Genomic DNA, 13,316 nt, shown 5'->3' with positions numbered 1-13,316 from the left:
CATGCTGCTGGCCGTCGCACCGTTCGGCGTTGCCGCCGCCAGTGCGGCCGACAACGACAACGAAGGGGTGTGCACGGGCACGCACCTCGAGCCGGACAACCAGACGACCAAGTCGCTCACCTTCACCGCACCCGAGGGGCAGCTCATCAGCGGCTACTGCGTGAAGGCCGGCTCGATCAAGCAGGGTGACGGTCCCTGAATACACGCTCGTCGACCCGCCCGCAGCGTCAGTCACGATCGAGCACTCGTCGGGCAAGGACATCAGCCACTACAGCGTGACCACCATCCCGATCCCGCCGCCCACCACGCCGACCACGCCGACCACGCCGACCACGCCGACCACGCCGACCACGCCGACCACGCCGACCACGCCGGTCACCCCGACGACGCCGGTCACCCCGACGACGCCGGTCACCCCTGACGACGCCGGTCACCACACCGGTGACGCCTGCCACGACCCCGGCGGCTCCGCCCGTCACGGTCGCCACGTCCGAGCCCACCGCGGCCCCCGAGGTCAAGGGTGAGCAGGCCGCCGAGAACGAGGTCAAGCAGAAGGACGAGCCCAAGGTCAAGGACGAGCCCAAGGTCGAGGTCCTCGGCGAGCAGGCAGCAGTGCCGACCACGGTCGCGGCTGGTCTCTCCGGTGACATGCAGCAGGCTTCCTCGTCCAGCACCCAGCTCTGGCTGGCTGGCATGGCCGGTCTGATGGCACTCGCCATCGGCCCGGGCCTGATCTCCTCCCGTCACCTGAGGGGACGTGCCTAGGAATCGAGCAATCAAGGCCGGTCGCGCGAGTCTCGGACTCGTCGCGGCCGGTCTTGCGGTCTGCTCTCTCATCCTCGCCCTCGACTACGCGGGCAGCCGCCCGGGACCGGGGCGGGACGGCGCGGGCGCCGCATCGTCGAAGGAGTTCGTGCGGCACTCCGGGCCCTCCGTGACCGGGCCGCCGTCGGCGACCGCGGGGTACGTCGCCGTACCCCGCTCGAGGGAGGCCGGTGCCGGAGTGCCCAACCGGGTGCAGATCGAAGCCCTCGGGATCGATGTGCCGGTGGTGCCGATCAACCTGCAGGTCAGCACACTGGTGCCGCCGTCGGACCCGCAGACCCCGGGGTGGTGGGCCGACGGAGCGGTGCCCGGCGCGAAGGACGGGAGCGCGATCATCACCGGTCACACCGTGCACACGGGCGGTGGCGCGCTCGACAACCTCGAGCGACTCGTCGTCGGTGACGTCTTCACCGTTCGCACGGACGCCGGCAGCATCGACTACTGGGTCAGTCGCGTCGAGATCTACGACAAGACGCGGGTGAGCCGCGCGTCGAGCCACCTGTTCAACCGGGGCATCCGGGGTCGACTCGTCCTGATCACCTGCGAGGACTGGGACGGCACCGGCTACGCCGGCAACGTCGTGGTCATCGCCCGGCCGGTGTGAGCCTCAGCTCCCGGTCGACGTGTAGTGCCGCACCCCGGTGCGCCACACCAGCAGGCTCAACGCCACGGTGACCACCGCGGCCGGGGGTGAGGCGAGCTGCAGCCACTGCGGCATCCCGAACGGGTCGTCGCGGCCGAGCACGAACAGCGCCGGATACCAGTTCACGAACGCCACCGGGATCACGAAGGTGAGCGCCACCATCACCTCGCGCGGGAAGATCGAGAGCGGGTACTGCGTGACCGTGGCTCCGCCGTACGTGAATGCGTTGGCGAACTCCGTCGCGTCGGTGGTCCAGAACTGGATGCACGAGAAGCCGACGAACAGCCCGAAGAAGACCGCCGCACCGCTCACGATCATGGAGACGGCGACGAGGACCGCGCGGGCGTCCAGTCGACGTACGTCGAGGCCCACCCGAAGACGACGACGGCCTGCGTGATCCGGCCGAGCCGACGCAGCGTGAACTGGTCGGCGCAGACCTGCACCAGCAGCGGCACCGGTTTGGTCAGCATCTGGTCGAGGCGACCGGTGCGCACGTAGGTGCCGATCCGTTCAACGCTGCCGATCAGGGTGTCCACGATCCCGAGGCCGACCGAGCCGGCGCCGTACAGGAAGGCGACCTCGGCCGGGGAGAAGCCGGCGAGGTCGTCGAGGTGGCTGAACATGATCCAGAGCCCGATGAAGTCGAGGCCGGTGATCAGTCCGTTGCCGACGGCCAACATGATGAAGGACGCCGGATAGGCCCACGCGGCCCGGACCCAGAGCCGGGCGATGTCGAGGTAGCGGCGAGAGTGGTGCAGGGCCTCAACCACCTTGCACCACCACCTTGCGAGTCGCGGCTCGCACCACGAGCAGGCAGGCCGACAGCAGGATCACCGCCCACATCACCCGGAAGCCGAGCGCGACGACCGGGTCCGCGCCGGGACGCTTGCCGAGCCAGATGTCGGCCGGGACCTGCACGTAGGCCGCCCATGGCAGTGCCCGCGCGAGCGTGCCCAGCCAGCCGGGGAACAGCACGAGCGGCAGCATCATCCCGCTGAAGAAGATCGCGAAGGCACCGCTCATCACCTTCACGCCCGACTGGTCGAGCAGCCAGAAGGCCGAGCTGGCCACAAGGAACCGGATGCCGAAGCTGACGACCACCGCGAGGGGTACGGCGAACGCGAAACCCAGCGCCGCGGCGGGGGAGGCGGGCAGGGAGATGTCGAAGAGGATCACACCGACGATCGTGGGTGCCGGGCCGCGCGTGAGCAGGTGGAAGAGCGCCCGGCCGAGATCGGCGGCGAGGTACCGGGACACGAGGCCGATCGGGCGGTAGAGGTCGATGGCGATGTCACCGGTGCGGATGCGCTCGGCCAGGTCGTCGGTGGTGCCGCCGCCCCAGAGCGCGACCGTCATCAGCAGGGCTCGGCCGAGCCAGACGTAGGTGACCGCGTCGACCTTGTCGTAGCCACCGGCAGTGGGGTTCGCCTCCCACAGTGCGAGGTAGGCGAAGGAGTAGATGATGCCGAACACCGAGTTGGTGAAGATGCCGGACAGGGTGGCGGCACGGTAGGTCGAGTAGCGGCGAAAAGCCCGCGTCGCGATGGCGACGTACACCAAGATCCAGCCCCCGTGCGCGTGAGCGACCGATCGTGCCACAGGTCGTGGCCGGGTCAGGCGTGGATCAGTGTGCGTCGGCGACGTTGAGGACGCCGACCTGACGGCCCCGGCCGTCGATCACGACCGCCATGCCGGCGAGGGTCGCGCGGCCCTTGAGGAGCACGGCGCGGTGCGAGGGGGAGTTGAGCCGGGCGTCGACGATGGCGCGGGCCGTGAGCCCGGTGCCGCGGATGAGGTTCTCGCCGGCCCGGGACTGGTTGCACTTGCGCAGGACCTCGTGCTGGTCGCGGTGGGCGAAGATGCCGGTCGTCGCGATGTGGTTGCCCCGGGGAGGTGGCCATCCGCTCGACGCAGGAGTCGAAGAAGCGGACGGGCTTCAGGCCGAAGCGTGCTCGTGCATCGTTGATCTCGACCATGACCTTGGACTCGAACGCAGCGCCGCTGTCGGCGGCAGAGACCGGGGCCTTGGTTGGCACGCGGGAGAGGCTGGCGTGGGCCGGGGCACCGACGAGGCTGGACAGGAAGACGATCGTTCCCGGGGCAGGCAGGATCAGGGCGCGGAAGAGCTTCACGGGGTCTCCGTGGGGGTTCGGGGTCACCTCAGTGGGGGGCCTCGAGGCGGGGGTCCTCGAGCTGAGGTCTCCGTTGAGACGCTCTGGTCCTTGGAGCATGACGCAGTTTGACCAGAAAGTTTTCAACGAACTACTGCACGGTAGTCACTAAAAAAGAGGAGAGCCTAATTCCCGGTCCGGCATGACTACCCCCCGGCCCCCTGAAGGGTGCTGCTTCAGTGACGAGCGTCACGCGCGACGCGTGGGTCCCGCACATGCTCGTGCAACGGCGTGGCCCGATCGGGTCAGGCGCACTTTCCGCGATGTGACCATCCGGGTCATGGCCCATGGTCAGGAGGGGCTAGTCTCCCGCGCTTGGCCGCTGTCCCGGCGGCCGCTACTGGCAAGTACACGAGCCGTATCGGGACGGCTTGCCATCGGGGAGAGGAACAACATATGCGCGCGCATGCCTATGGGAGGTCCCATCGCGGCCTCGGCCGTCATCGTCCTGGGGGGCTGGGTGGCAACGTCCACCGCGGCCCGAGGCGGATTCGCCCGGCAACACCGGTATGGCGGCCGCGGCCGTCTGCCAGCCGCAGAGCGGCCACCTGTTCCCGTCGAACGGTTCGGACCGGGACCCTGACCTACACGGCACCGGAGGGCTTCCTCATCAGCGGCTACTGCGTGAAGGCCGGCTCGGCACAGCAGGGGAACGGTCCCGTCAACGTGGTGGTCGATCCGCCCGCCGCGTCCGTGACGATCACGCACCCGTCGGGCAAGGACATCAGCCACTACACCGTGACGCTGGTCCCGACGCCGACGCCGACGCCGACGCCGTCGCTCTCGGCGACGCCGACGCCGACGGTGGCGCCCACCAAGGTCGCCTCGGCCACGCCGAGCAGCACCCAGACGCCGTCACCCACGACGACCGCGACCGCGGCTTCGTCGCAGTCGCCCACGGCCACGCGGACGCCCACGGCCACGCCGACGGTCCTCGGCGTCCGGGCGGAGGACGACGGTCCCGAGCTCGACACCAGCACCGCGTCGGACGACGACAACGCCGACGGGGAGGAGTCCCCCGAGGTGGAGGTCAAGGGCGTCCGGGCCACGGCCGGTCACGTCAAGGTGCCGACCATGATCGACGCGGGGCGTTGATCCAGCAGGCCCTGACGCCGCCTGCACGTCCCGACCGCCGCCGCTTGGCGGCGGCGGTCGGGGTCCTGCTGGCACTCGCCGGTCTCGGCTGGATCACGGCCGACCGTGCGGGGTCCGCCAGCAGCGCCGAGGCCGTCATGACCGATGCCGGCATCCGGCGCGACCGGGCTCGCCTCAGTGTCGAGCCCCGGCCCGTCAGCGCGGTGCCGCGGCTCGGCTGGCAGCCTCGCCGCGTCGTCGTGCCGGCCCCGGGGATCAGTGCACCCGTCGTCCCGATCTCCACCGACGGGTCCGGGCTCGTGCCCCCGGACGACCCGCGGTCGCTCGGGTGGTGGCGCGACGGTGCTCGGCCCGGTGCTGCTCGGGGGCAGCGCCCTGTTCACCGGTCACACCGTGCACGGTGGTGGCGGCGCCCTCGACGACCTCGAGCGTGTCCGGGCCGGCCGAGACGTCATCGTCCACACCGACCGCGGTGTCATCGACTACGTCGTCCGCTCGGTCCGGGTCCCGGACAAGGACGTGATCGCCCAGCGGGCGGGATCGCTGTTCAGCCAAGGCGTCCGGGGTCGGTTGATCCTTGTCACCTGCGAGGACTGGGACGGCGAGGGCTATCGCAGCAACGTCGTCGTGATCGCCGTACCGGCCTGACGATGACTCAGGTCGGGTCGCTGAAGTTGAGCACGCCGACGTAGTTGCCGCGGGCGTCAGTCGTGATGGAGATCCCCGTCCGCGTGGCGCGGCGCTTCAGCAGGATCTGCCGGTGTGCCGGGGAGTCCAGCCATGCCTGCACGATGGTTGCCGGGGTGAGGGACGTGCCCCTGGACCGGGCACTCGCCGACCCAGTTCTGACGACACCTCTTGAGCACGTGGCGCTGGTCGCGGTGGGCGAACCTGCCCGTCGCGGCGATGCGGGTGCCCCACTCCTCGGCGAGCCGATCGACGCACGAGTCGTAGTACTTGATCTCTCGCAGCCCCGCAGACCTGCGGGCCCGGTTGATCCCGATCATGACCTCGTCCTCGAACGAGGCGAAGTCGGACTGCGTAGTGGTGATGGCCGTCGAGCTGGTGCGCGGCACGGCCCAGACCTCCGCGTTGGCCGGAGCTGCGATCACCGGGGCGACGGCGACACTGATGAGGCCCGCGAGCAGCGCGGCTGCGAGTCGCCCGTGCGCCAGCTTCATGGGGGCCTCCGGAGCCTGCCGAGAACGAGACCCAGTGCCCGTTCGAACGTCCCCATAATTGGGGATGCGGAGGCGTGCGACCATCCGGAGAACGGACGTTGTGCTCTAGTCCGTTCGGGTGGTCGCACGGAGTGGCTGTGACTAGTGCTGGTAGGTCCCGTGGATGATCGCGCGGCCCAGCGTCTTGAAGGCCAAGGTTGAACGACACGACGGCGTTGGACGCGTCGGCGTCGACGCCCGGGGTGGGCTCCTTCACGGCGTGCACCACGAAGAAGTAACGGTGCGGGTGGTCGCCCTGCGGGGGAGCGGCGCCCATGAACCCGGCCTCGCCACCGTCGTTGCGGACGTGGAAAGCGCCCGCCGGGAGCTCGCCGCCGGCGGCCCCGGTCGCCAGCGACGTGACGTCGGCCGGGAGGTCGACCGGGCTCCAGTGCCAGAAGCCTGACGGCGTCGGAGCGTCGGGGTCGAAGCACGTGACCACGAACGACCGGGTGCCCTCCGGCGCACCCGACCGAGTCAGCTCCGGTGAGGTGTTGCCGAGGTCCGCCACCCGGTCGTCCTTCAACGGCTGGCCGTCGGACACGTCGGCGCTGCTCACCGTGAACGACGGGACCGGCGGGAGGTAGTCGTAGGGATTGGGTGCGATCGGGCGCTCGATGCTCATAGCAGCGAACCTAGGAGGCCGCCCGGCCTCGGGCAAGCAGTGGACGCTGGTGTCGCGTGAACAGGGCGTGACGGGAGAATGGGCGACATGGACCAGTCCAGCCCCTATCTCTCGGGCCTCATCCTCACTGACCGCCTCGTCGTCGTCGTGGGCGGCGGACACGTCGCGCAGCGTCGCGTGCCCACGCTGATCGCTGCCGGGGCACGCGTCCACGTCGTCAGCCCCGAGGTCACGCCGGCCCCGGAGGGCATGGCGGCCGAGGTGACCCCGGTCCTGCGCGAGTTCACCGAGTCCGACCTCGATGGTGCGTGGTACGTCGTGGCGGCGACCGACGACCCGGAGGCCAACGAGCGCATCAGCTCGGCCGCGGAGGAGCGCCGCATCTTCTGCGTCCGCAGTGATGACGCGACACGCGGGTCGGCCCGGACGCCCGCCACGGGCAAGCACGGCACGGTCACCGTCGGCGTAGTCGGCAACCGCGAGCCGAAGAAGTCGGCCGCCCTGCGCGACGAGATCCTCACCGCGCTGCGCGAGGGCGACCTCACCGCCGTCGACGCGCACGACCGCACCCCCGGCGTGGTGCTGGTCGGTGGCGGCCCGGGCGATCCCGAGCTGGTCACGATCGCCGCCCGCCACGCCCTCGCCTCGGCCGACGTCGTCGTGGCCGACCGGCTCGCGCCCCGCGAGCTCCTCGACGTGCTGCCGCCGGGGGTCGAGCTGATCGACGTCGCCAAGCTCCCCCGCGGCCGCTACGCCTCCCGGGACTTCATCAACGAGGTGATCGTCGCGCGTGCCCTCGAGGGCAAGCGGGTCGTGCGCTTCAAGGGCGGTGACAACTTCGTCTTCGGGCGTGGCTACGAGGAGGTCATTGCGTGCGCCGCGGCGGGCGTCCCGGTGACCGTCGTGCCGGGACTGTCGTCCGCCATCGCCGTACCTGCCCGGGCCGGGATCCCGGTCACTCACCGCGGCGTGGCGCACGAGTTCACCGTCATCTCCGGGCACCTGCCGCCCGGCCATCCCGACTCGCTCGTCGAGTGGGCCGCGCTGGCGAAGCTCCGCGGCACGCTGGTGATGCTGATGGCCGTCGAGAACGCAGCGGCCATCGCGGAGACGCTGGTGGCCGAGGGCCGCGGCGCCGAGACCCCGGTCGCCGTGATCGTCGAGGGCACGATGCCGGAGGAGCGCACCGTGCTCGCCACTCTCGGCACCCCGGCCGAGGAGATCGCGGCCCAGCAGGTCCGCCCGCCCGCGATCATCGTGGTCGGCGCGGTGGTCGCGGTGGCCCACCCGGAGCACTTCAAAGATCAAGCACCGGCGCGTGGCTGATCTCCACCGGGTCGACGACCCAGCGGATCCGCGGTTGGCGGACTACCGCGACCTGCGCGACGTCGAGCTGCGCAAGCACCTCGAGGCCGAGCACGGGCTCTTCCTCGCGGAGGGGGAGAAGGTCGTACGCCGAGCGGTCGAGGCCGGCTTCACCCCGCGCTCGTTCCTGATGGCGCCGCGGTGGGTCGACGGGCTCGCCGACGTGCTCGAGGGCGCCGACGCCCCCTGCTACGTCCTGCCCGAGTCGCGGGCCGAGGAGGTCACCGGCTTCCACGTGCACCGGGGTGCGCTGGCGTCCTTCGAACGCAAGCCCCTGCCGAGCGTGGAGGAGGTCCTCGCCACCGCCCGCTCGGTCCTCGTCCTCGAGGACATCGTCGACCACACCAACGTCGGCGCGATCTTCCGCTCGGGCGCAGCCCCGGGCTTCGACGCCGTCCTGCTGGCGCCGCGGTGCGGCGACCCGCTCTACCGCCGCTCGATCAAGGTCGGCATGGGCGCGGTCTTCACGATGCCCCGGACGCGCCTTCCCGATTGGTACGCCGCACTGCCGGCGCTCTCGGCCGCAGGCTTCACCACCGTCGCGCTGACCACGGCCGACGACTCGACCCCGATCGAGGACGCCGTGGCCGGCGTCGAACGCCTCGCCCCGGTCCTCGGGTCCGAGGGGCACGGGCTCTCGCCACGCTGGGAGCAGTCGGCCGACCGCCGCGCGAACATCCCGATGCGCGCGGGCATCGACTCCCTCAACGTCGCCGCCGCCAGCGCGGTCGCCTGCTACATCGCCGCCCGGCGCTGACGGAAGGCCGGCGCGGGCCAGCCACGGCAGGCAGGTGGATAGTTCAGTGGCAGACGGCTGTCGATCGGCCTCTGGACAGCCATCTGCCACTGAACTACCGAGGGGTGGGGGTGCAGCGCCGGGTTTCGACCATCCGCTCACGCCCGGCGCTGACGGAAGGCCTCCTCCAGCACGATCGACCCGGCGGTCGCCGCGTTCAGCGAGCTGGCCGACCCGGCCATCGGGATCGACACCAGTGGGTCGCAGGCCTCCCGCCGGGCTGCGGTCATGCCGTTGGTCTCGTTGCCGACGACGACGATCACCGGTCCCGTCAGGTCTGCCTCGCGTACGTCGACGGTGCCGGTCTCGTCCGTGCCGACGACGCGGCAACCGTGCTGCCGGGCCCACTCGACCGGGGGAGCGTGGCCGGGTTGGCGCACGACGGTGAGAGCGAAGAGGGATCCGGTGCTCGAGCGCACCGCCCGCGGGTCGTAGGGATCGGCCGCGTGGCCGGTCACGACCGGGGCGGATGCGCCGAAGGCGTCGGCCGAGCGGGCCAGCGTGCCCGGGTTGCCCGGCTGGCTGGGACGGTCGAAGACCACCGTGAGCCCGGTCGGGTCGAGACGTGCGAGGTCGTCGGACGGCATCTCGACGACGGCGAGGAGCTCGCTGGGCTCGTCCTTCTCGGCGAGCTCGGCCACCAGCTCGGGTGCCATCACGACCTGCTCGGCCGTGGTGCTCTCCCAGACGTCGCCGGCCCGGGCCGAGAGTCGCGGCCGACCATCGGTGATCAGGCTGCGGATGGTCCAGCCGTGCTCGATCGCCAGCGTGATCGGCCGCACGCCCTGCACCGGGAACTCGCCCCCGGCGGTGTCGCTTGGTGCGGTTGTGGAGCAGCGCCTCCCACAGCTGGAACTTCGCGTTGCGGGTGGTGACCCGGATCGTCATTCGCCGGCTCCGACGGGCCACTGCGGCGGATAGTCAGCGGCGACCTTGTCGTGCTGCTTCTGCAGCTTCTTCAGCGCCTTGGTCGCGAGCCGGTCGCCGAACACGGTGCCGAACGTGTGGTCGGTCTCGTGCTGCAGGCAGCGGGCCAGCAGCCCGTCGCCCTCGAAGTGCACCGGCTCGCCGTCGAGGCCGAAGCCGTCCACCGCGGCCCAGTCAGGGCGGGCGCACTCGACGAAGGCGCCGGGGAAGGACAGGCAGCCCTCGTCGTCGGCGTCGAGGCGGCGATCACGTCCCTCGGGCAGGGTCAGGGTCGGGTTGCAGACGATCCCGACCGTGTGCCGACCGGACTCGTCGGGGCAGTCGAAGACGAACATCGCCACGTCCTCGCCGATCTGGCACGCGGCGAGGCCGACACCCTCGGCCGCGCGCATGGTGGCGACCATGTCGGCCGCGAGGGCGGCCAGCTCGTCGCCGTACGCCGTGACGAGCTGCTGCGGACGATGCATGACCTCGGTGCCCCAGCGGGTCATCGGTCGGGCCGTGCCGCCGTCGGGGAGGGGGCCATGGGGCGCGAGTGGTGCGTCTTCTGGGCTGCTTGCGGACATGGCGCGGATACTAGTGACAGGCGACACGACGGAAGTTGTGGCGCAGTGTGTAACTCGGAGTTACAGTAATCGCATGTCCCTCATCACTGACACCTTCAAGCGAGGCAGCATGGGTGCGTCCGGCAACCGGCACGGTCTTGCCTCCGGTGAGAGCCGTGACGCGATCGGCTATGCCATCGCCGGGCTCCACAAGCTGGCCCAGAACGACATCATCGACCGGCTCGGGCTGCGCAAGCAGACCGAGCAGCTGGTCTTCACCGCGACCCGCAACGGGTTCAAGACCGCGACCGCCGCGAGCCGCCAGTTCGGCAAGGTCTCGCGAAAGTCCGGCCCCGGCACGCGTCCCGCCGCCGCCGGCCGGAGCGGTCTCTTCGACCTGACCCCGACCGAGGACGAGCAGATGCTCGTCGACGTCGTCACCGACTACGCCACCGAGGTGCTGCGCCCCGCGGCCTCCGACGCCAACGAGACCTGCGTCGCGCCGGCCGAGGTGCTGGCCGCGAGCCCGGAGATCGGGCTGCCGATCCTCGGCGTGCCGGAGGCGCTCGGCGGCATCTCCGAGGAGCGTTCGGCCATGGCCGGCACCCTCGTTGCCGAGGCGCTCGGCAAGGGTGACATGGGCCTTGCCCTAGCAGCCCTCAGCCCCGGCACCGTCGCCACGGCGCTCGGCCTGTGGGGCACCGCCTCGCAGCAGGAGGCCTACCTGCCCGCCTTCACCGGCGACGACGTCCCGGTCGCCTCGCTCGCGCTGACCGAGCCGACGGTCCTGTTCGACGTGCTCAACCCGACGACGACCGCCACCCCGCTCCGGCGACGGCTACGTCCTGGACGGCGTGAAGTCCAGCGTCGTGCGTGGTGCCGACTCCGAGCTCTTCATCGTCGGCGCCCTGCTCGACGGCTCGCCGACGCTGTTCCCTGGTCGAGTCGGCAGCTGAGGGGCTCACCGTCGAGGCCGACCCGTCGATGGGTGTCCGGGCCGCGTCCCTCGCCAAGCTGACCCTCGCGAACGTCCGGGTGCCGGCCGAGGCCGTGCTGGGCGAGACCGACGGTTCGACGTACACCGAGTGCGTGCGCCTCTCGCGCCTCGCCCGGTGTGCCCTCGCGGTCGGGACCGGCCGGGCCGTCCTCGACTACGTCACGAAGTACGTCAACGAGCGCGAGGCCTTCGGTGAGCCGATCAGCCACCGCCCGGGCCGTGGCGTTCATGGTCTCCAACATCGCGATCGAGCTGCAGTCGATGCGGCTCCTGACCTACAAGGCGGCCTCCCGGGCCGCCGCCGGCAAGGACTTCTCCCGCGACATCGCCCCGGCCCGCAACCTGTGCGCCAGCAAGGGCATGCAGATCGGGCTGGACGGCGTCCAGCTCCTCGGCGGCCACGGCTTCGTCAAGGAACACCCCGTCGAGCGGTGGTACCACGATCTGCGTGCCGTCGGAATCATGGAAGGTTCGGTGCTCGTCTGATGATCAATCTCGAGACCCCCAAGAAGCACCGCGTGCTCGTCGACCGGGCCCACCGGGTCGCGATGAACATGCTCCGTCCGATCTCGCGCAAGTACGACCAGGGCCGAGCACGAGTACCCCAAGGAACTCGACATGCTCGCGGCCATGATCGACGGGCTGTCCGACTCGGGCGCCGGCGAGGGCGCCGGCGCGACCGGTGTCCGCCGCGACGAGAGTGCCGATGACGGTTCCGTGAAGAACGGTGCCAACCTCGCCTCCGTCCTCTCGGTCGCCGAGATGTGCTGGGGTGACACCGGCCTGCTGCTCTCGATGCCGCGACAGGGCCCGGGCAACTCGGCCATCGCCTCGGTCGCCAACGACGAGCAGAGCAAGCGCTTCGCCGGCACGTGGGCAGCGATGGCGATCACCGAGCCGAGCACGGGCTCCGACTCCGCCTCGATCACCACCACGGCGCGCCTCGACGGCGACGAGTACGTCCTCAACGGCGAGAAGATCTTCGTCACCTCCGGTGACCGGGCCGACTCCGTCGTCGTGTGGGCCACCCTCGACAAGGCACTCGGCCGGACCGCGATCAAGTCGTTCGTGGTCAAGAAGGGCAACCCCGGCATGAAGGTGGAGCGGCTCGAGCACAAGCTCGGCATCCGCGCCTCCGACACCGCGGTCATCACCTTCACCGACTGCCGCGTCCCCGCCTCCGACCTGCTCGGATCGCCGGAGATCGACGTCAAGCAGGGCTTCGCCGGCGCCATGGCGACCTTCGACAACACCCGGCCGCTGGTCGCCGCGATGGCCGTGGGCTGTGCGCGCGCCTCGCTCGACCTGACCCGCGACCTGCTCGCACAGGCCGGGATCGTCATCGACTACGACCGTCCCGCGCAGGTCCAGTCGGCCGCCGCCGCCAAGTTCCTCCAGATGGAGGCCGACTGGGAGGCCGCGCACCTGCTGACCATGCAGGCGGCGTGGATGGCCGACAACCGCAAGCCCAACTCGCTCGAGGCCTCGATGGCCAAGGCGAAGGCCGGCCGCGTCGGTTCCGACATCACGCTCAGCTGCGTCGAGCTGGCCGGCTCGGTCGGCTACAGCGAGGCCGAGCTGCTCGAGAAGTGGTCGCGCGACTCCAAGATCCTCGACATCTTCGAGGGCACCCAGCAGATCCAGCTGCTGATCATCGCCCGCCGAATCCCGGGCCTGACCAGCGCCGAGCTGCGCTGATCGCCGTTCGCCGTACACGCACCTGAAGCCCCTCCCGGACCATCCGGGAGGGGCTTCGGTGCTTTCTGTACGGCGTCAGGCGGACTTGAAGGGGTCGTGCTGCGCGAGGGCCTTGTCGAGACGGGCGGCGTCGAGGCGGTGGACGACCATGCTGTCCTCCTGCATGTCACGAACGACCTTGGCGAGCGTGAAGCTCGACGTCGTGAGGTAGAGGGTGCCGAGGGCCATGAAGCCCTTGATCCGGGGATCGGCATCCATGAAGTAGATGCCGACCAGCATCGCGAACAACGCGGCGCCGAAGGAGATCGCGGCCCGGGCGGCAAAGGCGGTGGTGTTCTTGGCGGTGGTGCTCGGTGAGGTGGGCATGGCAGAAGCCTCGCCCGATCCGCGTGCCGCCGGACCTGTCGCG

General features: G+C 70.6%; 19 protein-coding genes and 2 pseudogenes. 11 read left to right on the top strand and 10 right to left on the bottom strand.

Features of this window, described 5'->3' with window-relative positions; translation table 11 throughout:
* The first annotated feature begins 1 nt into the window (after position 1).
* Complete coding sequence (locus LP418_RS26595) at positions 2-199, top strand: hypothetical protein (RefSeq protein ID WP_257954321.1); 198 nt, start codon at positions 2-4, stop codon at positions 197-199.
* A 69-nt stretch (positions 200-268) separates the two neighbouring features.
* Here LP418_RS26595 and LP418_RS26590 read toward each other — a convergent pair whose 3' ends face one another.
* Entirely contained in the window at positions 269-415 is a 147-nt protein-coding gene (locus tag LP418_RS26590; protein ID WP_257954320.1) for a hypothetical protein, read from the bottom strand.
* A gap of 26 nt (positions 416-441) precedes the next feature.
* On the opposite strand from LP418_RS26590, the gene LP418_RS26585 reads away from it, so the two are divergent.
* Positions 442-765, top strand: coding sequence for a hypothetical protein (locus LP418_RS26585; RefSeq protein WP_257954319.1), 324 nt, complete (start codon positions 442-444; stop codon positions 763-765).
* Complete coding sequence (locus tag LP418_RS26580) at positions 758-1,429, top strand: class F sortase (protein ID WP_257954318.1); 672 nt, start codon at positions 758-760, stop codon at positions 1,427-1,429. Before LP418_RS26585 ends, LP418_RS26580 begins: the two co-directional genes overlap by 8 nt.
* Positions 1,430-1,432: 3 nt before the next feature.
* On the opposite strand, the pseudogene LP418_RS26575 reads toward LP418_RS26580, so the two are convergent.
* The 3 genes and pseudogenes from LP418_RS26575 to LP418_RS26565 all read right to left on the bottom strand — a co-directional run bounded on the left by LP418_RS26575 (position 1,433) and on the right by LP418_RS26565 (position 3,600).
* Positions 1,433-2,091, bottom strand: a pseudogene (locus tag LP418_RS26575) (ABC transporter permease).
* A 139-nt stretch (positions 2,092-2,230) separates the two neighbouring features.
* Positions 2,231-3,025 (bottom strand): ABC transporter permease, encoded by a 795-nt coding sequence (locus LP418_RS26570; RefSeq protein WP_257954317.1) that lies wholly within the window; start codon positions 3,023-3,025, stop codon positions 2,231-2,233.
* A gap of 56 nt (positions 3,026-3,081) precedes the next feature.
* Positions 3,082-3,600 carry a hypothetical protein gene (locus LP418_RS26565; RefSeq protein WP_257954316.1) on the bottom strand — a complete coding sequence of 173 codons (519 nt, stop codon included), beginning with the start codon at positions 3,598-3,600 and terminating at the stop codon, positions 3,082-3,084.
* A gap of 663 nt (positions 3,601-4,263) precedes the next feature.
* Between LP418_RS26565 and LP418_RS26560 the strand changes: the two genes are divergently transcribed.
* Complete coding sequence (locus LP418_RS26560) at positions 4,264-4,734, top strand: hypothetical protein (RefSeq protein ID WP_257954315.1); 471 nt, start codon at positions 4,264-4,266, stop codon at positions 4,732-4,734.
* Here LP418_RS26560 and LP418_RS26555 read toward each other — a convergent pair.
* Positions 4,695-5,117, bottom strand: a complete 423-nt coding sequence (locus LP418_RS26555) for a hypothetical protein (protein ID WP_257954314.1) — start codon at positions 5,115-5,117, stop codon at positions 4,695-4,697. The two genes, LP418_RS26560 and LP418_RS26555, sit on opposite strands and share 40 nt — an antisense overlap.
* Between LP418_RS26555 and LP418_RS26550 the strand changes: the two genes are divergently transcribed.
* Positions 5,089-5,382 (top strand): sortase domain-containing protein, encoded by a 294-nt coding sequence (locus tag LP418_RS26550; RefSeq protein ID WP_257954313.1) that lies wholly within the window; start codon positions 5,089-5,091, stop codon positions 5,380-5,382. The two genes, LP418_RS26555 and LP418_RS26550, sit on opposite strands and share 29 nt — an antisense overlap.
* Positions 5,383-5,389: 7 nt before the next feature.
* On the opposite strand, the gene LP418_RS34795 is transcribed toward LP418_RS26550, so the two are convergent.
* Positions 5,390-5,671: a CAP domain-containing protein gene (locus tag LP418_RS34795; RefSeq protein ID WP_442940329.1), complete on the bottom strand. Its 282-nt coding sequence runs from the start codon at positions 5,669-5,671 to the stop codon at positions 5,390-5,392.
* Between the two features lie 503 nt (positions 5,672-6,174).
* Positions 6,175-6,435 (bottom strand): annotated as a pseudogene (locus tag LP418_RS34790) (YbhB/YbcL family Raf kinase inhibitor-like protein); the annotation flags it as partial.
* Between LP418_RS34790 and LP418_RS34785 the strand changes: the two are divergent.
* The 3 genes from LP418_RS34785 to LP418_RS26530 all read left to right on the top strand — a co-directional run bounded on the left by LP418_RS34785 (position 6,389) and on the right by LP418_RS26530 (position 8,701).
* Positions 6,389-6,541: a hypothetical protein gene (locus LP418_RS34785; RefSeq protein WP_442940358.1), complete on the top strand. Its 153-nt coding sequence runs from the start codon at positions 6,389-6,391 to the stop codon at positions 6,539-6,541. The pseudogene LP418_RS34790 and the gene LP418_RS34785 sit on opposite strands and share 47 nt — an antisense overlap.
* A gap of 125 nt (positions 6,542-6,666) precedes the next feature.
* Positions 6,667-7,905: a uroporphyrinogen-III C-methyltransferase gene (cobA, locus tag LP418_RS26535; protein WP_257954311.1), complete on the top strand. Its 1,239-nt coding sequence runs from the start codon at positions 6,667-6,669 to the stop codon at positions 7,903-7,905.
* Positions 7,898-8,701 (top strand): TrmH family RNA methyltransferase, encoded by an 804-nt coding sequence (locus LP418_RS26530; RefSeq protein WP_257954310.1) that lies wholly within the window; start codon positions 7,898-7,900, stop codon positions 8,699-8,701. The genes cobA and LP418_RS26530 overlap by 8 nt, the downstream gene beginning before the upstream one ends.
* A 137-nt stretch (positions 8,702-8,838) precedes the next feature.
* Here the strand turns inward: LP418_RS26530 and LP418_RS26525 are convergent, their stop codons facing one another.
* Together LP418_RS26525 and def are read right to left on the bottom strand one after the other, a co-directional pair.
* Complete coding sequence (locus LP418_RS26525; protein WP_257954309.1) at positions 8,839-9,531, bottom strand: TrmH family RNA methyltransferase; 693 nt, start codon at positions 9,529-9,531, stop codon at positions 8,839-8,841.
* A gap of 93 nt (positions 9,532-9,624) precedes the next feature.
* Positions 9,625-10,233, bottom strand: coding sequence for a peptide deformylase (def, locus tag LP418_RS26520; RefSeq protein ID WP_257954308.1), 609 nt, complete (start codon positions 10,231-10,233; stop codon positions 9,625-9,627).
* A gap of 73 nt (positions 10,234-10,306) precedes the next feature.
* Here def and LP418_RS26515 point away from each other — a divergent pair, with 73 nt between their 5' ends.
* From LP418_RS26515 to LP418_RS26505, 3 genes are all read left to right on the top strand, one after another.
* Complete coding sequence (locus LP418_RS26515) at positions 10,307-11,230, top strand: acyl-CoA dehydrogenase family protein (protein ID WP_257954307.1); 924 nt, start codon at positions 10,307-10,309, stop codon at positions 11,228-11,230.
* A gap of 171 nt (positions 11,231-11,401) precedes the next feature.
* Positions 11,402-11,695 (top strand): acyl-CoA dehydrogenase family protein, encoded by a 294-nt coding sequence (locus tag LP418_RS26510; RefSeq protein ID WP_257954306.1) that lies wholly within the window; start codon positions 11,402-11,404, stop codon positions 11,693-11,695.
* A gap of 132 nt (positions 11,696-11,827) precedes the next feature.
* Positions 11,828-12,907, top strand: coding sequence for an acyl-CoA dehydrogenase family protein (locus LP418_RS26505; RefSeq protein ID WP_257954305.1), 1,080 nt, complete (start codon positions 11,828-11,830; stop codon positions 12,905-12,907).
* 75 nt (positions 12,908-12,982) lie between these two features.
* Here the strand turns inward: LP418_RS26505 and LP418_RS26500 are convergent, their stop codons facing one another.
* On the bottom strand, positions 12,983-13,273 hold the full coding sequence (locus tag LP418_RS26500) for a YiaA/YiaB family inner membrane protein (RefSeq protein WP_257954304.1): 291 nt from the start codon (positions 13,271-13,273) through the stop codon (positions 12,983-12,985).
* Positions 13,274-13,316: the final 43 nt, after the last annotated feature.

The sequence above is a fragment of the Nocardioides sp. B-3 genome (assembly GCF_024703895.1).
Taxonomy (GTDB): domain Bacteria; phylum Actinomycetota; class Actinomycetes; order Propionibacteriales; family Nocardioidaceae; genus Nocardioides.
The sequence above is the reverse complement of the archived record's forward strand: the minus strand, read 5'-3'. Positions and strand labels throughout refer to the sequence as shown.